This window comes from Methanofollis sp. W23, from assembly GCF_017875325.1.
In the GTDB taxonomy this organism is placed as follows: domain Archaea; phylum Halobacteriota; class Methanomicrobia; order Methanomicrobiales; family Methanofollaceae; genus Methanofollis.
Window position 1 is genome coordinate 1625822 of record NZ_JAGGMN010000001.1, and the last position, 19443, is coordinate 1645264.

Consider the following 19443-nt stretch of genomic DNA (forward strand, 5'->3'; position numbering starts at 1 on the left):
CCCTTATTCGACAGGAGGTTCGCCAGCCAGGGCCCGCACCGCCAGGCCCCTCAGGTACACCACCTGACCATGCTCAGGGCAGACCTCCAGGACGGCGTCGCAGGCCTCACGCGCCTCTTCATACCTTCCCAGACGGTACAGGGACCATGCCACGTTCTTGCGGGCGTCCAGGTCGGTCGGGTCAAGTTCAATGGCCCGGTCGAAGTTCCTGACCGCCTCCTCGTGTCGCTCCATCAGGGCGAGGACAATCCCCCGCATGAACCAGACCGCCTGGTTCTCAGGCTCGATCTCGGCGGCCCGGTCATAGGCGGCAAGGGCGCTGTGCAGGTGGCCCACCGCCTTGAGGGACCGGCCGAGGATGTACCAGGCATAGGCATAGTCGGGGTCGACCGCCACCGCCCGGCGGGCACTCTCTGCCGCCTCCCAGAACTCGTCCACATAATAGAGGGCCATCCCCCGCCGCAGCCAGACCTCAGGGAGGTCGGGGTTGACGGCAAGTGCCTGATCGAAGCATGCAATCCCCTCATCGATCCGCCCGGTCTCGGTCAGGACCAGTCCCTTCCGGTACAGCGCACCAGGGTGGCCGGGCTCTTCCCTCAGGGCGGCGTCAAATCTCTCCAGCGCCCCGGCATAGTCCCCCTTCTCCAAACAGGCGTTTCCGTCTGCGACCAGCCGCGCCGGACTCTCCACCAGTTGCTGCATGAGGCCGGGATCGGTGCGTCCCCAGATAAAATCTACGGTGGAACGAGGGGTTCATCACCCCACGCCTCCTACCCTGAGAGGCAATGGACCTCCCCACTGTATTCCTCATCGCGGTCGGTCTGGCCATGGACGCCACCGCAGTCTCGGTCGCAGGCGGCGTCTCGGTCAGGGAAGGCAGGTTCAGGACCGCCCTCACCCTCGCCCTCATCTTCGGCGGGTTCCAGACCGGGATGACCATCCTCGGGTGGTACGCCGGGTCGGCCCTCGCCGGGTTCATCGGCTGGATCGACCACTGGGTCGCCTTCTTCCTCCTCCTCTTCATCGGCGGAAAGATGGTCTACGAAGGCCTGAAAGGAGAAGAAGGCGAACCGGTCGCCTTCGAGAAGCCGCTCGTCCTCCTGACCCTGGGGGTCGCCACCTCCATCGACGCCCTGGCCGTCGGGCTCTCCTTCGCCGTCCTCGGGTCGGCCGTCCTGGTGCCGGCGGCGATCATCGGGATCGTGAGCGCCGTCCTCTCGCTCGTCGGGTTCTGGTGCGGCGGAGTCTTTGGTGGGAAGCACCGCGAACGGGCCGAGGTCATCGGCGGGGCGGTGCTGATCTTCATCGGGGTGCGGATCCTCTTCGAGCACCTCTTCATCTGACCGGCCTGACACGCCGGCGCATCTTCTCGAAATAGTGCTGGTGATACTCTTCGGCCCGCCAGAACCGTCCGGCGGGCACGATCTTGGTGACGACCGGGCGCCGGTATTTCCCTGACCGGTCGAGTCTCTCTTTTTCTGCAAGGGCGAGGTCCCGCTCTCCCTCATCGGTGAAAAAGATCGCCGAGCGGTACTGACTCCCGACGTCTGGCCCCTGGCGGTCAGGGGTCGTCGGGTCGTGGAGCGTCCAGAAGTGACTGAGGAGGGCGGCATAGGTGACCTTCCCGGGGTCGTAGACCACCTCCACCGTCTCGGCATGTCCGGTCTTCCCGGTGCAGACCTGGCCATAGGTGGGATGGTCGGCGGTCCCTCCCATATACCCGACCGCCGTCTCGAAGACGCCGACCACCTCCCGAAATGCTTCCTCGACTCCCCAGAAACACCCGGCCGCGAAGTATGCTCGCTTCAGGCTCATGCCCCCTCCTCTGCACGAGGGGTGATAGCCCTTATGGGGAGGGGGCGCCACCTCTCCTCATGCACCCGCTCTGGCCAGACGACCCCGACGCGGCCCTCGCCCTCCAGGCACGCCTCCGCGATCATATCGTCGCCAGAGGTGCACCGGCCCCGGCCCTGGTCGCCGGGCTCGATGCCGCATACTCTCGGGACGGGGCGAGGGTCTACGGCGCCGCCGTCCTCTTCTCATTTCCCGGCCTGGAGCAGATAGACAAGGCATGGGCCGCGTGCGAGGTGCGGTTCCCGTACATCCCAGGGCTCTTTGCCTTCAGGGAAGGCCCGGCCCTCTGTGCCGCCCTCGAAGCGCTGGACCGGCCCCCCGACCTCATCCTCGTCCACGGCCACGGCATCGCCCACCCGCGCCGGTGCGGGATCGCCTCGCACCTCGGCGTCCTCCTCGGCCTCCCCTCCATCGGCGTCGCCGACCGTCTCCTCGTCGGCGAGGCCCGAGCACCAGGTCAAGAGAGGAACGACGCCACCCCGGTGTTCTTTGAGGGCGAGGTGGTCGGGTGGGCGGTGCGGACCAGGAGCGGTGTCCGCCCGGTCTACGTCTCCCCTGGCCACCTCGTCGGTCATGCCGCGGCGGTCGACCTGGTCCTTGCCATGAGCAGGGAATACCGGCGACCAGAACCCCTCAGGGCCGCCCACCGCTGCGCCTCCGCGGCCAGGGCGGGCGAAACCAAGCGTTGATATCAGGGCAGGGTATAGGGGGAGCCATGGAGAGGGTGGAGAAGAAAGAGAAGACCCGCACCGAGACCATGAAGGTGACCGGGATGCACTGCGCCACCTGCGCCGTCACCATCGAGAAGGCCCTTCAAGGGACGAAGGGAGTCCGCGGCGCCTCGGTGAACCTCGGGGCCGAGCAGGCTTCGGTGGAGTACGACCCCTCGCTGGTCTCGGCGGCCGAGATCGAGGAGGCGGTGACCGGCGCAGGCTACGGGGTCGTCACCGGAAGGGCCACCCTCAAGGTCGGCGGGATGATGTGCGCCACCTGCGTGAAGACGGTCGAGACAGCATTGCAGGCGCTTCCTGGCGTCCACACCGCCATGGTGAACCTCGGGGCCGAGCGGGCCTATGTCACCTACAACCCCGCAGTCGTCGGCGTCGCTGAGATGAGAGCGGCGATCGAGGGCGCCGGGTACCGGTACCTCGGGATGGAAGGCGAGGAGACCGGCGAGATCGAGCGCACCGCGCGGGAGGCCGACCTCAAGGACCGACTCAGGCGGACCGTCGTCGGTGCCGTCGCCTCGGCGGCCCTGATGGCGCTGATGTTTGTTGCACCGCCCCTCCCGGTGGCGATGCCCTACGTCCTCCTGGTTGTCGCCACTCCCCCGTTCCTCTACCTCTCATGGCCGATCTTCCTTGGGGCCTGGCGGGCCCTGAAGAACCGGACCCTGAACATGGACGTGATGTACTCGATGGGCATCGGCGTCGCCTTCGGCGCCTCGGTGCTGGGGACCTTCGGGGTCGTGCTCACCACCGATTTTCTCTTCTATGAGACGGCGGTGATGCTCGCCACCTTCCTCACCCTGGGGCGGTACCTGGAGGCCAGGGCGAAGGGACGGACCGGCGAGGCGATCGCCGCCCTCGTCCGTCTCAGGCCAAAGACCGCCACCGTGCTCGTCGACGGCGGGCGGGTGGAGCGGCCTATCGACGAAGTGACGCCTGGAGACGTGGTGCTGGTCCTGCCAGGCGCCCAGGTCCCGGTCGACGGCGAGGTGAGGCGGGGGGAGAGTTATGTGGACGAGTCGATGGTCACCGGAGAGCCGGTCCCTGTCGGGAAAGGGCCTGGCAAAAGTGTCGTCGGCGGGACGGTCAACGGCGACGGGGTGCTGGAGGTGAGGGCGACGCGGGTCGGGAGAGACACCGTCCTGGCCCAGATCATCAGGCTTGTCGAGGAAGCGCAGGGGACGAGGCCGCCGGTCCAGCGGATCGCCGACACCGCGGTCACCTACTTTATCCCGACAGTCCTTGCCATCGCTACGGCATCCTTCCTGATCTGGTATTTTGTCCTGGACGCCCCGCTCATCTTCGCCCTCTCCACGCTCATCGCCGTCCTGGTCGTCGCCTGCCCCTGCGCCCTCGGACTTGCCACGCCGACGGCGATCACCGTCGGGGTCGGGCGCGGGGCAGAACTCGGGATCCTGATCAAGAGCGGCGAGGCACTGGAGGTGGCCGAGGGCCTGGACGTCGTCGCCTTCGACAAGACCGGCACCCTCACCAGGGGGACGCCGGCCGTAACCGACGTGGTGGGGATCGGCGAGGACGAGGTGGAGGTGCTTGCCCTCGCCGCCGGCATCGAACAGAACTCGCAGCACCCGGTGGCCGCCGCGATCGTGCGCCGGGCAGAAGATGAGGGGGTCGCACGCCCTGAGAGCACGGGCGTCGAGACGGTACGCGGCAAGGGGATCGTCGCCGCGGTCGGCGGGCGGCGGGTAGTTCTCGGCAACCGCGCCCTCCTCGCGGACGAGGGGGCCGTGCTGGCGGGCCGGGCCGCGGAAGTGGGTGAACGGTATGAAGCCGAGGGCAAGACTGTCTCGTACCTCGCGGCCGACGGCGAGGTCGTCGGGGTGGTCGCCGTCGCCGACACCCTCAAACCGACGGCGATGAGGGCGGTCGAGGCCCTGAAAGAGATGGGGCTCCCGGCCGTGATGGTCACCGGGGACAACCCGCGCACGGCCAGGGCCGTCGCCGACCAGGTCGGGATTGACCGCGTCCTGGCCGGGGTGCTCCCCGACGAGAAGGTGGCCGAGGTGCGGGCGCTCCAGGAGAAGGGGGGGCATGTTGCCTTTGTCGGGGACGGGATCAACGACGCCCCGGCCCTGGCCCAGGCCGACCTCGGGATCGCCATCGGCGGCGGGACCGACGTGGCCATCGAGAGCGGCGACGTCGTCCTGGTCAGGGACGACCTCACCGACGTCCCGGCCGCAGTGCAACTCGCGAGAAAGACCATCGGCCGGGTGAAACTCAACCTCTTCTGGGCCTTCGCCTACAACGCCGCCCTCATCCCGGTGGCCGCGGGGGTGCTCTACCCCTCCTTCGGGATCGTCTTCAGGCCCGAGTTCGCGGGCCTCGCCATGGCCGCCAGTTCGGTCACGGTCGTCACCCTCTCGCTCCTCCTGAAAGGATATATACCGGAAGCGAAGAGGGGAGAGCCAGGGGAAGTCTGATGGAGATCGATCCGGTCTGCAAGATGGAAGTCGACCCGGCGACGGCGAAACACACCACCGAGTACAGGGGAAAGACCTACTACTTCTGCGCTCCAGGGTGCAAGAAGGCGTTTGAGGCGGAGCCTGAGAAATATCTGAAAGAATAAATATCTGAAAGAATGAGAGGTCGGGGGGGAACGACCTTTTTTCGACTCTGTAGAATCGGGCATGAGCCCTGGGCTCAAGCATACGGGATGAAAATTTCTCGTCACTTGCTCTCTCTCTTTTCAAGACAGGAGAACTGGTGGAGACTTCGTTCCATCGCCGCCCCCACCTATCTTCGTCGTGGGGGGTCCGGGGGGTTTCCCCCCGGCGCGAGATGGCAGGGAAATCTCGTCGATGGGGGCGGCCGATCCATGAGAAGAATTTTCTATCCTCTGTGTATTGGCTTCAACGTGATATGACGAGTTCAAAATCTCATGTAAACTTGAAGAGAGGATCTTCTGGATCATTTTCATGGTAAATCCTCTGGATCTCTCTCTGGTGGGGGGGCGTGCCGCCCCCCAAACCCCCCGCACCAAGATAGACAGAGGACGGCAATCCCCCTTCAGGGATTTTGAATATGCCTTCCCGGCTCAATTTCATCCTGGGGGTCAGGACGGCACTCGCCCCCGGCGAAAGACGGCAGGAAGGCATTTGAATCACGTTCAAATCCAGCATCGGTGAGAATTTCTACAAACCCAGAATATCCATTTAGAACCCATAGAACAAATACGCACCCCACTCACCAGACCGACCCTCGCCCCCACGAAAATACGCTCATATCATCCTCCATTCCTGGATCTGGACCCCTGACCCCGGCCCAGATCAGAGAGATCTCTGGATCGAGCATATAGGCCTCAGTCCACAGAACCCAGGCATTATCATGGACCCTCCCCGGCTCCTGTTGCCCCGTATGAGTGAGAGTGATGTCCCCCACCCCCCCGACCCGATAAAAGGACCTGCGTGCCTCGTGGCTGCACGGAAATTGCCGTGATTCAGGGGTGGGGAAGACCCGAAGATGGGCGGCGGGGAGGTGAGAATGGGGTGTTTCCATTCTCAGAACCCCATTTCCCGACTGAAAACCTCCATCCCTCCTGTTGGATATACTGAATACGACATCATCAGAATTCAGGGTCAAGATAGTAGATCGTGTCGCCGTCATAGATCATAACCTCACCTCTGAGAATCCCGTTTCGGTCATCAAAGACATACCATCGCCTCGTATGCTTGTCAAGTGCCTGATGATAGTCTTTTGGGAGGGGATCTTTGGATGATATCCATCCTTCCGCCCCACAATATCCTCTGAATACTTTCTCCTCCTCCATGTCAACCCAGAAATAGAACGAAAGGTCATTTTTCATGAATTCGACCTCCACATATGGGTGGTCAAGAACTTCTTCGTCGAACTCCTGCCTTACCGAGGTGATATTCCACCCGTGATCGAGGAGAAGCGTGGCGCGCCTGTCCGTGAGAACCGTCGAGATCGTTGACGTAAGATTTGCGGTGAAGAGTTCAGGGTCTTTGATCTCGATCTCAGAGAGATCGATCGCGATCTCACCGTGGTGAAGGACCGGGAGCGTTGGCGTCTCGTTCACCGGCACCACTTCAGGTGGCGGGGTCGTGGTGCACCCCGAGGAGAGCAGAAGCACGATGAGAACCAGGAGGAACAGGAACAGGATCGTGATTTGACGTGCCATCAGTATCCCTGATCCCGATCTGCGACCCGTCTATATGTGATCTCTGACCACTTCCTCTACAGGCCGCTCCACGGATAAACAAGAGCCTCTGAAAAAGATACAACGTATTCTGACCTCCAAAAGAGGAGATCATCTCCCGAACAGAACTCCAGATGATAATCCCGACTGATCCCCCAGCTAGACAGCATATCACGACGACACCACCATCCGATCACCTGGAAGAAACCAATCACCGACCAGAACACCAGGAGAATCCGCAGCGCCGGACAATATCACGAAATCTCGAAAATATTCTGCAAAGAAATATACTTTTAAGTAGAGGCGGGTCTCAAATAGAGACGCAATTAATTTTACAGGTGAGCGATGGATTGACCAGAACATTTGTGCCGAAACGGGTATTTTTCACCTGCGGCGTGGGGCGGGACTCCGAATATCTCGGGTCCTTTGAGATGGCGTTGCGAGCAGCGAAGATCGAGTGCTACAATCTGGTAACGGTGAGTTCAATCCTGCCGCCCAAGTGCCAGATCATCTCGCGCCGTGAAGGGCTCGCCGACCTTGAACCAGGAAGCGTGGTCTTCACCGTCATGTCACGGATCGCCTCCAACGAACCACACCGGAGGATCTCGGCCTCTGTCGGCGTGGCAATCCCTGAAGACATGGAACACCAGTGGGGATATTTCGCCGAGCACCACGCCTTCGGCGACACCAAGGAAAAGACCGGCGACTATGCCGAGCGCCTTGCCTACAGAATGTATAACAGCATCACCGACAAGACCCCGGAAGAAACCCTGAACATTACCGAGAGTGCCGTCGTCGATGAAGAAGGCTCCTGGACTACGGTACTCGCAGCCACCGTCTTTCTCATGGAGTAGAGATGACATCACGCACACGCGCCCACCACACGGTCTGCCCGTTCTGCAACGAGGAGGTCTACCTCGAGGAGTTGGTCGGCGGGAAGTGCCCGCTCTGTGGTTCTCCGCTGGAGGATATGGACGACGAGTGCCTTGAGATCGGTGACGACCTCGACCGCTCAGATCTCTCCTGGCTTATCTGCCACTACTTCCTCTTCAAAAGACTCGACGACCTCGGCGCCAACCCCTTCCAGGTCATGGAGGTCATTGAGAAGTACGAAGAGAAGAGGGGAACCGGGAACGAAGGGGAGAAACTCTCCTTCGAGATCGAGGTGCCATACACCCTCAGGGAACGGGTCATACCAAAGCGCTGTGCAGACTGTAGCCGCCTCTTCTTCAAAGGCGGGAAAAAGATCTTCAGGTGGGACGCGGAGAAGCCGATAGACTCTGTCATCTACCGCTGTCCCACCTGTTCTCAGTGAACATATTCCACACGATCCAGGGAGTTTTCACCCTGGATCAGAACTCTCCTTTTTTCGGTCCTGTAGAAATTCTCTTGATGGTGCTCTTCGACGGGGGCATGCCGCCCCCCAAACCCCCGCATGAGGAGAGGCAGAGGACGGCAATTCCCTCCACACGGCTGTTGATTCTGCCTTCCCGGTCCTATCTTCATCCTGGGGGGTGCGGGCGGCACTCGTCCCCGGCCAAAGAGATAGATGGGAAGACGGGTGAATCGCGCTCGCAACGAGAATTAGTGAGTATCTACAGGGCCCAAATTCCAGGTTTGTAAAAACCCTCTGGATGGGTCTCTCTGGCGGGGGGTTGGTTGCGCCCCCCGAACCCCCGCCGATGAAGATTGGCGAGGGATTCCATCCCGTCTTCATGGTTTTTTTCTCTGCCTTCCCAGCTCTATCGCTATCCCAGGGGTCCGGGGGCAGAGCCCCCGGAGTGGGGATGGAGGGAGGTGAAAAATGTATGGATACGCGATGAAAGAACAGGAATCTCTTCATTATCATCCGATCGCGATCATCGGCGAGGAGGAGGGCGCAAAAGTTCTGGGATGACCTTGAAGAATGAGGGAGGGATTCTACAGAGCCCTCATTCCAAAAAAAAGAGAGTTTAGAAAATCTCAGTACGTCCGTGCGATGACGGTCGAAGTCCCCTTCTTGCCGCAGACCGCACACGAACCCTCAGTCTTTTTAATATGCGGGCTGCGGATCTCGGTACCGAGGACGCTCCCGTTGGTCGCCTTTTCCAGTTCTTCGGCGCACGCCTCGTCGCCACACCAGTGGACGACCGCGATCCCGGTCTTGACCGCCTCGACCGCCTCCTCGACACTCCCGGCCTCGGTGATATGGGAGGTGAGGAACTCCTCGGCCTGCGTGCGGAGACGGGCCGCATAGGCGCCCAGGATCTCAGGGACCGCCGTGACGACCTCGTCCCTCTGCACCGACATCTTCTCGCCGTCTCTCGTCGCGGCGACGACCGTCCCGGCGTCCAGGTCACGCGGCCCGACCTCGACCCGCATGGGCACGCCGTGCATCTCCCAGTGATAGTACTTCGCCCCAGGACGCATATCCCTGGTATCGATCCGCACCCTGAGACCGGAGTCTTCGAGCTCGGCCTTCAGCGCTTCGGCCGCCGCCAGCACCTCTTCGGCACGCTTCTTCATGATGATCGGGATGACGACCACCTGGACCGGGGCCACCTTCGGCGGGAGGACCAGGCCCTTGTCGTCGCCATGGACCCCGATCGTCGCCGCAACGCACCGCTCAGAGATCCCGTAGCACGTCTGGTAGACATACTGCTGCTGCCCCTCGGCGTCCTCGTAGGTGATCTCGAAGGTCTTTGAGAAGTGGTCGCCGAGATGGTGGACCGTCCCGACCTGGAGCGTCCGGCCGTCTGGCATCAGGGCATCGACGGCCATCGTGTAGTCGGCGCCAGGGAACTTGTCCCAGTCTGGCCGGCGCGAGATCGTGATCGGGATGCAGAGGTCGTCGTAGAACCTGGTGTACAGGGAGAGCGCCGTCTCCACCTGCGCCGCCGCCTCGTCCCAGGTGGCATGGGCGGTGTGGGCCTCCTTGAACGAGGTGATCTCCCGCAGACGGATGAGCGGCCGTGTATGCTTCGTCTCGTACCTGAAGGTGTTGACGATCTGGTAGACCTTCAGCGGGAGATCGGCATGCGACCTGATCCAGAGGGCGAACATCGGGTAGATGGAGGTCTCGCTCGTCGGCCGCAGGGCCAGGGGGACCTCGAGTTCGGAGAGCCCGCCATGGGTGACCCAGTAGACCTCGTCCTCGAACCCCTTGATGTGCTCGGCCTCCTTCATGAACTCGGTCTTCGGAATGAGAAGCGGAAAGAGCGTCTCCTCATGCCCGGTGCCGTCGAGGAGGTCGCGGAGGATGGCATAGGTCTGCCGCCGCAGCCCGAACCCGAAGGGGTACCAGACATACAGCCCCTTGACCGGGTAGCGGACGTCCATGATCTCCGCCCGCCAGAGCACGTCATTATACCATGCCGAAAAGTCAGATTTTGGTGGGAGTGAACCGCTCTCTTCTTCCATTAGGGTACCTCAAATCACTATCTGTAGGAGCGCGGGCGTAATAAATCCCTCTATAACGGCCGCCACGACGAGAAGAGGGACGACAATACGGAGAAATTGCCCCCCCATCCTGCTGGCCTCGGCCACGGCGTCACCCTGACCCACCAGTTCTGCCACCAGCGCCCTGGCCAGGGCAAGTCCGAGGGCGCCCGAGATAAAGATCGCAGGGAGCTCGAAGATCCCGTGAGGAGCAAGCCCTGCGGCCAGGCCGAGCGGCCCGATGACATCTTTGATCTCGTTGACGAAGATGCCGATGACCAGGCCGTTGGTGAGAAGGATAAAGATCGTGAGCAGCCCAAAGGTCGCCCCGCCCAGGAAAAGGATCACGCAGGCCTGGAGGTTGTTGAGAAAGATCTTTGCGGCGAGTATGAGAGATGAATCGTCGGCGACCTGGCTGAAGACCCCCTCGGTCACTGTCTCCATCAGGGTCTGGGCGGCGGGATCGCCCGAGGCCGCAAGATAATACCCGGCCCCGCCACCCCCGAAAAAGATGAGGAGGGTGACGGCAAGGGAGAGGAGAAAGATGTGCCTGGCCTCAGACATAGAGCACCATCCGCATCAGGTCCCTGATCCCCGGCGCCATCCCGACGATGATCATCGCAAGCAGGACCAGGTGCCAGAAGGCCGGGCTCCCCTCTTTGCGATAGAGTTCAAGGACGTAGATCGCCGGGACGATCACCGCCAGTTTCAGGAGGAACATCGAGAAGGCCGTCCCGGTCAACTCGATGAGAGAGGACCCGACGACATGCTGCTCCACATAGTGGAGGGGATGGAGGTCGATCCCGAAACTCGTGGCACTCGCATCGAGCATATGCCCGAAGATAAGGAGGGTGTACAGGGGTTCGGAGACATATTCCCATCCGGCAAGATACCGCAGGGCGCCCCAGATCGCGGCCGTCGAGGCCACCGCCATCAGCGGGATGACCGTGAGGACGACGAGGTCGATCTGGGTGTGCGTCGCCCCCCAGTAGATCAGGAGGAAGAACGATGCCACCGAGAGCGCGGTCCCGGTCCAGGCATAGGGCCGGGTGTAGTCGGCGACCACGCCTTTGAGCTCAAGGAGACGGGAGAGAAAGAGGGCCCCGACCGTGATAAAGAAGATCACGAAGAATATGAGCGGGGTGATCAGCAGAAACCTGGCGTCAGAGGTGATCATCCCGGTGTCCTCGACCACCCGCAGGAGTCCGCCGAGCACGACGAATGGGATGGTGGAGAGGACGAACTTCCGGTCCACCGTGATCCCGAACCGCTGGAGCCCCCGGTAGACAAGATAGACCGCGATGATCAGGATGATCGCATAGGTCAGCGTATCGACGACCGTGTACGCCTGGCCGTATCTGATCGGATCGATGTAATATTTGTAGATGAAGTCCCTAATCATCTGTGATCTCAATGGGCGGAGAGGATATTAAAGTACTCAGGGAGAAGGTCTTTGACAAGTCCAAGTGGATGCAGCTCCCGCGTGACGTGCTCATCGGGCATAACGTGCTCGACGAACTTCCCTCCGTCTGCCAGGACCTGGGGCTTGGGAGAGATGTCCTGCTCATCACCGGTGAACGGACACAGGAGATCGCGGGCAACCGGATCGCCGCCCTCCTGGAAGACCGGTGCGAAGTGACCACCTTTCTCGTCCGCACCGGGTCGCTTGACGAGATCGCTGAAGCCGAGAAGTGTGGGGCCGGGGCCGACTTCGTCATCGGTGCAGGTGGCGGGCGGGTCATCGACACCGCGAAGATCGTCTCGTACAATCTTGACCGCCAGTTCATCTCGGTCCCGACGGCCGGAGCCCATGACGGGATCGCCTCGGCACGCGCCTCGGTCCCGACGGCAGAGGGGAGTGTCTCGCTCGACGCTCACCCACCGATCGCCGTCGTCGCCGACACCGCGATCATCGCCGCCGCCCCGCCGCGCCTCCTGGCCGCGGGGTGTGCCGACATCATCTCCAATTATACCGCGATCCTGGACTGGGAACTTGCCCACCGTCTCAGGGGCGATGCGGTCTCGGAGTACGCGATGGCTCTCTCGAAGATGACGGCCGAGATCGTCGTGAAGAACACCGGGGTGATCGGTGCCAGGACTGAGGAGAGTGCATGGATCGTGATGAAGGCCCTGGTCTCGTCAGGGGTGGCGATGTCCATCGCCGGGTCGTCGAGGCCGGCAAGCGGGGGCGAGCACAAGTTCTCCCATGCCCTCGACCGTCTCGCTCCTGGACGGGCGCTCCATGGGGAGCAGTGTGGGGTCGGGGCGATCATGACCATGTACCTGCACGGCGGGGACTGGCGGTGGATCAGGGACTCGTTGAAGAGGCTCGGGGCCCCGACGACCCCGGCGGAACTCGGGATCGACGATGAGACTGCGGTCGAGGCTCTCCTGGCGGCGAGGTCCATCAGGCCTGAGCGGTTCACGATCCTGGACATGGGGCTCTCGAGGGAGAGTGCCGGGCGACTTGTCAGGATGCTCTATGAGGAGGAGTGAGGAGACAATGGCCAAACCAAAAGCAAAAGTGACCCTGATCGGGACGTGTCTCGCGGAGATCGGGCTTGAGTTCATATATGAGGGCGAGGCGACCGAGTGCCGGAACTGCAAGATCTGGAAGGTCTGCCACAATCTCCAGCCAGGAAAAAAATATCAGGTGGTGGCGGTCAGGCCGAATACCAGGCAGGACTGTGCCGTCCACAAGGACGGGATCTGTGCGGTCGAGGTGATCGAGGCGCCGGTCACCGCACTCGTCCCGGCCGACCGGGCCATCCTCAACTCAAGTCTTCGCTTCGAGCCGCCCTGCACCAGGAGCGGGTGCCGGAGTTATCATCTCTGCCACCCTGACGGGGTTATTGAGGGCGAGAAGTACACTGTCACCAAGGTGCTTGGCAGCGGGCCCGACATCTGCGAGAAGGGGCATACCCTCAAGCTTGTCGAACTGCGCCCGGTCGGGGCCTGAGTACAGAAGATTCAGATCTTTTTAGACCGCCCCCACTTTTTTGACCCTTGAGAAATCCTCACCAGTTCCTGGCGAGCATACCCCAGAACTCCCCGAGGCCTGACCAATCGTCTTGAACTGAAGGCTTTCCCCCGCACCCGCCGGTGATAAAGAGTGGCGGGGGGTCGTAGACCATCGTCACGATCACAGTTTTGCTTTCCCGGCCCAATCGTCAAATCATCACCGTAGTGTCGTGTCATCACTCACATGTCCGACCGGGATGCCGCGGATCACACTCTTCATGAGTAGGCAGGAAGCGGGATCGCCGCTTCCTCGCCGCCCCCACCCCTATCTCCATCGTGGAGGTCCGGGGGGGTGAAACCCCCCGACGCGAGAGAGTGACAACAATGTCTTCGTTTTTCTGTGGGGGCGGCACCGTGGATCGACGTCCCTTCCCGTGCCCTCGCCCCTGGGGCGCGGCTCCCCCGGAACCCCGGGATGAAGAGAGGGACGGGAAGGCAGGGGCGAGAACATGAAGAGGATAGTGGCGAGACCTACGTTCTCTTCACGCGAGGAGAGAGACCTCTCGTTCTATTGCATCGTGGTGACGACTTTTCGTTCTTGACTCGACAGTAGTCTCGTGTCGGGGGGTCCAACCCTCCGGACCCTCTACGATGAGGAGAGACGGGGTCAGGAAATTGAACACGGCCTCCACCAATTCTTCTGTCTTAAAATAATGATCCAACAACGTCTCTGTAGAATCGGGCATGAACGTGGGGTTCAAGCATACGTGATGAAAATTTCTCATCACATGCTCTCTCTTTTCAAGAGAGGAGAATCGGGGGGGATCGTGTTCCATTCGCCGCCCCCACCTCTCTTTGTCGTGGGGGGTCCGGGGGGGTGAAACCCCCCGGCGCAAGATGGCAGGGAAATCTCGACGATGGGAGCGGCCGATCCATCAGAAGAATTTTTTTATCCTCTGCGTATCGGCTTCAACGTGATATTACGAGTGCAAACTCTCATGCAAACTTGAAGAGAGGATCGTCTGGATCATTTTCATGGTAAACCCTCACCGATTCCTGGTGTGAGTGTGACTCACCCCCCGTCCCCTATCTTCTCGCCGGGGGCGGCACGCCCCCCTGCCAGAGAGTTCCATCCTGAAGGTTTCTACAAAGCCCAAACAACAGGCTCTGTAGAAACCCTTACCTATTCTCAGTGCGAGCGCGATTCAGGCGCCTTCCCCCATCATCTCTCCGGGGGCGCTGCCCCCGGACCCCCAGGATTGAAGATAGGGCCGGGAAGGCACATTCATTGAACATGAAGCGAGTATTGCCATCCCCCGCCTCTCGAATCGCGCGGGGGGACCAGGGGGCGGCCAAGCCCCCCGCAGAGATCGTCATCAAGAGCATTTCTACAAAGCCCCAACAACAGGGAATGTTCATCCCATCTGGTGAGGCGTGAATCGCCTCATGCCGAATTAAAGAACTGTTTCTCAACCTCTTTCCAGCCGCATACCCCTGACCACCAGGGGGAAGACTGGGCAGGGGAGGCATCAACAGGTCGCGGGGATTCCCCCTTTTTCTACAGCACCCTGCCAATCGCCATGCAGGAGTCCGGGGGTGAAACCCCCGGCACGAGAAGTAACAGTTAAAACATCAAGGGCATCTCTACAGCGCCGATCACCGGGAGCATTTCACTCCCTGGCCACCGCACAGAGCCCCCTTGAAAGCGCAAGGAGTCTCCCGGTATGACGGAGGCCGACGAGCCACCGGTGCGGGATGGATGAAAACCCATAACCGGCCCCGGCAAGCGCTCCGGCGATCGCCCCCACCGTATCGGCGTCGCCGCCCAGGTTCACCGCCCGCACCAGCGTCTGCTCGAAGGTGTCCGAGTCCATGAAGACCGTTACGGCGGCATGGGTGGCAAGGACGGCATCAAGCGAGGAGTCGAGGGGCCAGCGACGAAAATCACCCAGGCGCTCGGCGACCTCGGGGTGCTCGCACCGGGCAAGGGCATGGACGAAGGCCCGCCCCTTCGTGACCCCGCGGCACATCTCCGAGATCATCTGGTTTACGAAGGCCGAACACTCGCCGGCGACCGGGTCATAATGGGTGAGTGCCGAGCACGCACGACTCACCTCACGCACCGCGCGCGGCGGATAGTAGACCCCAAGGGGCGGGGCACGCATCACACTTCCGTTCGTCCTGCTCCCTCCGTTTATGATATGCGCAACGGCCGCCGCCTCTTCAAGAGCGCATCCCTCGCGGACCAGGGCAAAGACCGTCCTCGAGGTCGGCCCATAAAACTCAGGCGCCTCCTCATAGGCCCTGACCAGCCTCCCCATGAAGTCCGCGGGGGCATAGCCCCGGCACGAGATGAGAGATTCTACAAGTCCAATCGCCTGGAACGTATCGTCTGTGACCTCGCCTCTCACCATATGATGGACCCCTCCACCACGCATTCCGGTCACCGGGATCTCCGGGGGAAGCATCCCCTCAAGGGGCGCACCCAACGCGTCGCCTACCGCAAGCCCTACAAGGCACCCAGCCGCCCGTGCGAAGTCCAATATAAAGATCACCAATAAACTATATCAACCGCTGAAAAAATGTAATTTTTGAAGTTAGGTGATAGTGTGCAGAAAGAAGAGTTGCTCCATTTACACATGCTCTTGATACACATCAAGAAGTACTATGAGACCACGACCGGAGATGAGGTCTATACCCCTGACTACGATGTGCTCGGCGTCTCCCCCGCCCACATCCACAAGAACAAGATCTCCCACAAGAAAGCGATCCTCGCCCTCGGCGAGGACCTGGTCCACCAGCTGCGCGACGTCACTCCCCACGCCCAGCAGGTGGAAGGGATCCACAAGGCAACCCATAATGAGGGCGTAGCACAAGAGCATTAAGACGGTATGGATAATGTTGACCTCTGTCGGGAGATCATCTCCCGCATCTCTTCTCAACCCTGTGAACCCGCAGACCTCCAGCGAATTAAAATCGCGGTCTGCCGGAAATATCGCGTGAGTTCTATCCCCAAGAACTCCGCGATCCTTGCTGCAGCCACTCCAGACGAAGAGCCCGTGCTGCGCGAGGTCCTCATGGTCAAACCTACCCGGACGATCTCGGGTGTCGCCCCGATCGCGGCGATGACCTCACCGGCCCCCTGTCCGCACGGCAAGTGCCTCCCCTGCCCTGGCGGCCCAGACCACCCCTTTGGTTCGCCGCAGAGTTACACCGGGCAGGAGCCCGCGGCCCTCCGCGGCACCCAGCACGAGTTCGATCCCTATGCCCAGGTCCAGGCCAGGCTCTCGCAGCTCGAGGCCCTGGGCCACCACGTGGACAAGGCCGAACTGATCGTGATGGGCGGGACGATCACCGCACGTCCACGGGAGTATCAGGAATGGTTCGTCCACTCGTGCGTCCACGCCATGAACGAGTACCGCTCAGACGCACACCGTCCCTTTGACCCGGCGACGGTCCTGGAGAAGAACGAGTCGGCGCCGGTGCGGTGCATCGCCACGACCTTCGAGACCCGTCCAGACTGGTGCAGGCGCGAGCATGTCGACGAGATGCTCGGCCTTGGGGTGACCAAGGTCGAACTCGGGGTCCAGCACACCGACGACGCCGTCCTCACCCTCAACCGGCGCGGGTGCACCGTGGCCGACGCGGTCGAGGCAAACCGTCTGTTGCGGGACGCCGGGATCAAGGTCGGGTTTCACATGATGCCAAACCTTCCTGGGAGCGACCTCGAAAATGACCGCGAGATGTTTCGGACGCTCTTTGCAGACGAACGGTTCAGGCCCGACTTTCTCAAGATCTATCCCACCCTGGTGACGCCGGGTTCTGAGATCGAGGGTCTCTGGGAGAAGGGGGAATTCGCCCCGTACCCTGAAGACGACCTGGTGGACCTCGTCGCCTATGCAAAGTCTCTCCTGCCCGAATACGTCCGCCTCCAGCGGGTGCAGCGCGACATCCCGGCGCGGCTGATCGTCGCGGGGTCGCACCACTCCAACTTCAGGCAGCTTGCCCAGCAGCGGTTGCATGAGCAGGGCAGGGAGTGCCGGTGCATCAGGTGCCGCGAGGCCGGGCGGCGCAGACCTTCCGGCGAACCCGGGATGCGGGACTTCGCCTATGGGTGCTGCGGCGGGACCGAACACTTCATCCAGGTCGAGGCCGGCGACGCCCTTATCGGATTTGCGCGCCTGCGCTCTCCAGGCGAAGCGGTCAGGCCCGAACTCGACGGGGCGGCCTTGCTGCGCGAACTCCATGTCTACGGGATGATGGTCCCTCTCGGGACACACGGCCGGGAAGGCGAGTTCCAGCACCGCAATTTCGGCAGAGAACTTCTTGCCAGGGCCGAGGAGACCGCACGCACCGACGGGTTCGAAAAGATCGCCGTCAACAGCGGGGTCGGAGTCAGGCCTTATTACCGGGGTCAGGGCTATGAACGCGAAGGGCCATACATGATAAAGAGACTGCAATGAAACCCGCAACCCTTGAATTCCTCAGCCAACGGTTCAATTGGTATTATCGCGAGCATTACCTCGCCATGCCTCCAGCGCTTCAGCAGCGGGAGTGGGGCTTTGTCTTCTTCGGCCAGGGGCAGGGGATGCGGATGCGCCGCCACCTCGGGTTCGGATCGCGCGAGGAGTGCACCGACTATATCAGGTCGATGGCGCCGGCGCATGCCTACTATTCGACGGCCTATTACTCCGATCCTGGCGCCGCGACGATGGGCGAGAAGGGATGGACCGGGGCCGACCTCATCTTCGACATCGACGCCGACCACCTGGTGAAGGGCGTGGCCTATGACGCCATGCTCGCACGGGTCAAGGAGGAGGTCGAGAAACTCCTGGCCATGCTCACCGACGAACTCGGGTTCTCCAGGAAGTCGCTCACCCTGGTCTTCTCTGGCGGGCGGGGCTATCACGTCCATGTCAGGGACCCGCGGGTCCTTGGCTGGGAGAGCCAGGAACGAAGAGAGGTCGTCGACTATCTCTGCGCCACCGGGCTTGTCCCCACCTCCCTCTTTGCCGGGGGACGAGGAGGAGGAGGAGGCTGGCAGGGCAGGGTCGCCGCGGCCCTCCGCGACTACGCCGACCACCTCCTTGCCGACGGCGAGAAGGCCGCACGCACCCATCTGCTCGGGATCGAAGGGGTGGGAGAGACTTATGCCGGACGATTCCTTGCCGCGGTCCAGTCAGAGGAGTTTGCCGCAGGCGGGATGCCAAGGAACCTTGTCTCCTCTCCGGTGCTCCACACCATCCTCTCCGAGGACGGCGGCGAACTCGTCCCCCTCCTCAAGGCCAGGGCCGCTCTCGTCGACGAACCGGTGACGACCGACATCAAACGCCTGATCAGGATGCCGACCTCCCTCCACGGCGGGAGCGGGTTGCGAGTCGTCGAAGTCCCGCTCAAGGAACTTCCCGACTTCGACCCTCTTGTCGACGCCGTCGTCTTCTCTGAGCGGGAGGTGAAGGTGGACGCCGCATTCACCCTCTCCATGCCCATCCTGGGGAACACCTACACGGTGAAGAAGGGGACCAACCTCGTCCCTGAGGCCCTGGCCGTCTTCCTCTGCTGTCGCGGGATCGCCGAGGTCGGGGGTGGGGCCAGATGATGGACCTTGACGACCTCAGGATCATCGTATGGAACGAACGGGAGAGCGGGAAACTCTCCGAGATCCCAAACGACCTCTTCAGGGCGGCGAAGGTCTCTCTCGACGAACTCTACGACGAGATCGATCATATCAGAGACCCCTTCTCCGAGGAGAGCGCCGTCCTCCAGGACAGGTTCCAGGCGATCAAGGAGACGCTCAATGCCATCATCAAGATCAGGCTCAAAAAGATCCTGAGACTCGCGGAGGCCCAGAACGAGGCCGAGTACTCAGACAAAGAAGAACTCAAACTGATGCTGCCGGCAGAGCGGGCGATGTTTGATGCGGTCTGCGGCGAGATCGCCGCATGCCGCAGCGACCTCCTGAAAGGGACAGAGAGGGAGTTCACTCTCTCTTCTGCACCTCACGAGCCCGGACCGGTCCCTCTGCCTCATGAGGAGGAAGGGCCGGCACTCGAGGTCACGCCAGAGAGCGAGACCGCGCTGGTGCTGATCAGAGAGGAGGTTCCCGAGTTCATGGGACTTGACGGCCGCACCTATGCCCTTGAGAGAGAGGATATCGTCACCCTCCCCAGGGAGAATGCGGACGTCCTCTGCGGGCGCAACATAGCCTTAAATATAAGGCTTATCAAATAATACAGGTATTCGAGAGAATAGTGCCGGGCAATCAGGGCGGGATAATGACGGGCGGTCCTTCTATGGATCCCCGAT

Annotated in this window: 19 protein-coding genes; 12 read left to right on the forward strand and 7 right to left on the reverse strand. The window is 61.8% G+C overall.

Going from position 1 to position 19443, the window contains the following annotated elements:
• Positions 1–3 precede the first annotated feature (3 nt).
• Entirely contained in the window at positions 4–702 is a 699-nt protein-coding gene (locus J2129_RS06915) for a tetratricopeptide repeat protein (protein ID WP_209630167.1), read from the reverse strand.
• A gap of 83 nt (positions 703–785) precedes the next feature.
• Here J2129_RS06915 and J2129_RS06920 point away from each other — a divergent pair, with 83 nt between their 5' ends.
• Entirely contained in the window at positions 786–1343 is a 558-nt protein-coding gene (locus J2129_RS06920; protein ID WP_209630168.1) for a manganese efflux pump MntP family protein, read from the forward strand.
• Here the strand turns inward: J2129_RS06920 and msrA are convergent.
• A complete protein-coding gene (msrA, locus tag J2129_RS06925; RefSeq protein ID WP_209630169.1) occupies positions 1336–1815 on the reverse strand; it encodes a peptide-methionine (S)-S-oxide reductase MsrA in 480 nt (159 codons plus the stop codon). The genes J2129_RS06920 and msrA overlap by 8 nt on opposite strands.
• Positions 1816–1874: 59 nt before the next feature.
• On the opposite strand from msrA, the gene J2129_RS06930 reads away from it, so the two are divergent.
• Genes J2129_RS06930 through J2129_RS06940 form a run of 3 tightly spaced genes read left to right on the forward strand, consistent with a single transcriptional unit; the run spans position 1875 to position 5169 of the window.
• Positions 1875–2543, forward strand: coding sequence for an endonuclease V (locus J2129_RS06930; RefSeq protein WP_209630170.1), 669 nt, complete (start codon positions 1875–1877; stop codon positions 2541–2543).
• A gap of 26 nt (positions 2544–2569) precedes the next feature.
• Positions 2570–5023 (forward strand): heavy metal translocating P-type ATPase, encoded by a 2454-nt coding sequence (locus tag J2129_RS06935; RefSeq protein ID WP_209630171.1) that lies wholly within the window; start codon positions 2570–2572, stop codon positions 5021–5023.
• A complete protein-coding gene (locus tag J2129_RS06940; protein ID WP_209630172.1) occupies positions 5023–5169 on the forward strand; it encodes a YHS domain-containing protein in 147 nt (48 codons plus the stop codon). The genes J2129_RS06935 and J2129_RS06940 overlap by 1 nt, the downstream gene beginning before the upstream one ends.
• Before the next feature lie 996 nt (positions 5170–6165).
• On the opposite strand, the gene J2129_RS06945 is transcribed toward J2129_RS06940, so the two are convergent.
• Positions 6166–6741, reverse strand: coding sequence for a hypothetical protein (locus J2129_RS06945; RefSeq protein ID WP_209630173.1), 576 nt, complete (start codon positions 6739–6741; stop codon positions 6166–6168).
• Between the two features lie 368 nt (positions 6742–7109).
• Here J2129_RS06945 and J2129_RS06950 point away from each other — a divergent pair, with 368 nt between their 5' ends.
• A complete protein-coding gene (locus tag J2129_RS06950; RefSeq protein WP_245320673.1) occupies positions 7110–7613 on the forward strand; it encodes an arginine decarboxylase, pyruvoyl-dependent in 504 nt (167 codons plus the stop codon).
• A 2-nt stretch (positions 7614–7615) separates the two neighbouring features.
• Complete coding sequence (locus J2129_RS06955) at positions 7616–8074, forward strand: hypothetical protein (RefSeq protein WP_209630175.1); 459 nt, start codon at positions 7616–7618, stop codon at positions 8072–8074.
• Between the two features lie 647 nt (positions 8075–8721).
• Here the strand turns inward: J2129_RS06955 and proS are convergent.
• Genes proS through J2129_RS06970 form a run of 3 tightly spaced genes read right to left on the reverse strand, consistent with a single transcriptional unit; the run spans position 8722 to position 11578 of the window.
• Positions 8722–10158, reverse strand: a complete 1437-nt coding sequence (gene proS, locus J2129_RS06960; protein WP_209630176.1) for a proline--tRNA ligase — start codon at positions 10156–10158, stop codon at positions 8722–8724.
• Between the two features lie 9 nt (positions 10159–10167).
• Positions 10168–10740, reverse strand: a complete 573-nt coding sequence (locus tag J2129_RS06965; protein ID WP_209630177.1) for a stage II sporulation protein M — start codon at positions 10738–10740, stop codon at positions 10168–10170.
• On the reverse strand, positions 10733–11578 hold the full coding sequence (locus tag J2129_RS06970; RefSeq protein WP_209630178.1) for a DUF63 family protein: 846 nt from the start codon (positions 11576–11578) through the stop codon (positions 10733–10735). Before J2129_RS06970 ends, J2129_RS06965 begins: the two co-directional genes overlap by 8 nt.
• A gap of 11 nt (positions 11579–11589) precedes the next feature.
• Here J2129_RS06970 and J2129_RS06975 point away from each other — a divergent pair, with 11 nt between their 5' ends.
• Together J2129_RS06975 and J2129_RS06980 are read left to right on the forward strand one after the other, a co-directional pair.
• Entirely contained in the window at positions 11590–12672 is a 1083-nt protein-coding gene (locus J2129_RS06975) for an NAD(P)-dependent glycerol-1-phosphate dehydrogenase (RefSeq protein WP_209630179.1), read from the forward strand.
• A gap of 7 nt (positions 12673–12679) precedes the next feature.
• Positions 12680–13135, forward strand: coding sequence for a UPF0179 family protein (locus J2129_RS06980; RefSeq protein WP_209630180.1), 456 nt, complete (start codon positions 12680–12682; stop codon positions 13133–13135).
• A 1672-nt stretch (positions 13136–14807) separates the two neighbouring features.
• On the opposite strand, the gene J2129_RS06985 is transcribed toward J2129_RS06980, so the two are convergent.
• Positions 14808–15692 (reverse strand): ADP-ribosylglycohydrolase family protein, encoded by an 885-nt coding sequence (locus J2129_RS06985; protein ID WP_209630181.1) that lies wholly within the window; start codon positions 15690–15692, stop codon positions 14808–14810.
• A 54-nt stretch (positions 15693–15746) separates the two neighbouring features.
• Between J2129_RS06985 and J2129_RS06990 the strand changes: the two genes are divergently transcribed.
• The 4 genes from J2129_RS06990 to J2129_RS07005 are packed head-to-tail and all read left to right on the forward strand — an operon-like array spanning position 15747 to position 19368.
• Positions 15747–16022 carry a UPF0058 family protein gene (locus J2129_RS06990; protein WP_209630182.1) on the forward strand — a complete coding sequence of 92 codons (276 nt, stop codon included), beginning with the start codon at positions 15747–15749 and terminating at the stop codon, positions 16020–16022.
• Between the two features lie 6 nt (positions 16023–16028).
• Entirely contained in the window at positions 16029–17600 is a 1572-nt protein-coding gene (locus J2129_RS06995; protein WP_209630183.1) for a tRNA uridine(34) 5-carboxymethylaminomethyl modification radical SAM/GNAT enzyme Elp3, read from the forward strand.
• Complete coding sequence (locus J2129_RS07000) at positions 17597–18736, forward strand: DNA primase small subunit PriS (RefSeq protein WP_209630184.1); 1140 nt, start codon at positions 17597–17599, stop codon at positions 18734–18736. Before J2129_RS06995 ends, J2129_RS07000 begins: the two co-directional genes overlap by 4 nt.
• Positions 18733–19368, forward strand: a complete 636-nt coding sequence (locus J2129_RS07005; protein WP_209630185.1) for a DNA replication complex GINS family protein — start codon at positions 18733–18735, stop codon at positions 19366–19368. The genes J2129_RS07000 and J2129_RS07005 overlap by 4 nt, the downstream gene beginning before the upstream one ends.
• The last annotated feature ends 75 nt before the right edge of the window (positions 19369–19443 follow it).

Coding starts and splice junctions, on each gene's coding strand:
- J2129_RS06970 (WP_209630178.1), bottom strand. CDS start 11,578: ATGATTAGGGACTTCATCTACAAATATTACATCGATCCGATCAGATAC.
- J2129_RS06945 (WP_209630173.1), bottom strand. CDS start 6,741: ATGGCACGTCAAATCACGATCCTGTTCCTGTTCCTCCTGGTTCTCATC.
- J2129_RS07005 (WP_209630185.1), top strand. CDS start 18,733: ATGATGGACCTTGACGACCTCAGGATCATCGTATGGAACGAACGGGAG.
- J2129_RS06915 (WP_209630167.1), bottom strand. CDS start 702: ATGCAGCAACTGGTGGAGAGTCCGGCGCGGCTGGTCGCAGACGGAAAC.
- proS (WP_209630176.1), bottom strand. CDS start 10,158: ATGGAAGAAGAGAGCGGTTCACTCCCACCAAAATCTGACTTTTCGGCA.
- J2129_RS06975 (WP_209630179.1), top strand. CDS start 11,590: ATGGGCGGAGAGGATATTAAAGTACTCAGGGAGAAGGTCTTTGACAAG.
- J2129_RS06940 (WP_209630172.1), top strand. CDS start 5,023: ATGGAGATCGATCCGGTCTGCAAGATGGAAGTCGACCCGGCGACGGCG.
- J2129_RS06980 (WP_209630180.1), top strand. CDS start 12,680: ATGGCCAAACCAAAAGCAAAAGTGACCCTGATCGGGACGTGTCTCGCG.
- msrA (WP_209630169.1), bottom strand. CDS start 1,815: ATGAGCCTGAAGCGAGCATACTTCGCGGCCGGGTGTTTCTGGGGAGTC.
- J2129_RS06920 (WP_209630168.1), top strand. CDS start 786: ATGGACCTCCCCACTGTATTCCTCATCGCGGTCGGTCTGGCCATGGAC.
- J2129_RS06965 (WP_209630177.1), bottom strand. CDS start 10,740: ATGTCTGAGGCCAGGCACATCTTTCTCCTCTCCCTTGCCGTCACCCTC.
- J2129_RS06935 (WP_209630171.1), top strand. CDS start 2,570: ATGGAGAGGGTGGAGAAGAAAGAGAAGACCCGCACCGAGACCATGAAG.
- J2129_RS07000 (WP_209630184.1), top strand. CDS start 17,597: ATGAAACCCGCAACCCTTGAATTCCTCAGCCAACGGTTCAATTGGTAT.
- J2129_RS06930 (WP_209630170.1), top strand. CDS start 1,875: ATGCACCCGCTCTGGCCAGACGACCCCGACGCGGCCCTCGCCCTCCAG.
- J2129_RS06955 (WP_209630175.1), top strand. CDS start 7,616: ATGACATCACGCACACGCGCCCACCACACGGTCTGCCCGTTCTGCAAC.
- J2129_RS06995 (WP_209630183.1), top strand. CDS start 16,029: ATGGATAATGTTGACCTCTGTCGGGAGATCATCTCCCGCATCTCTTCT.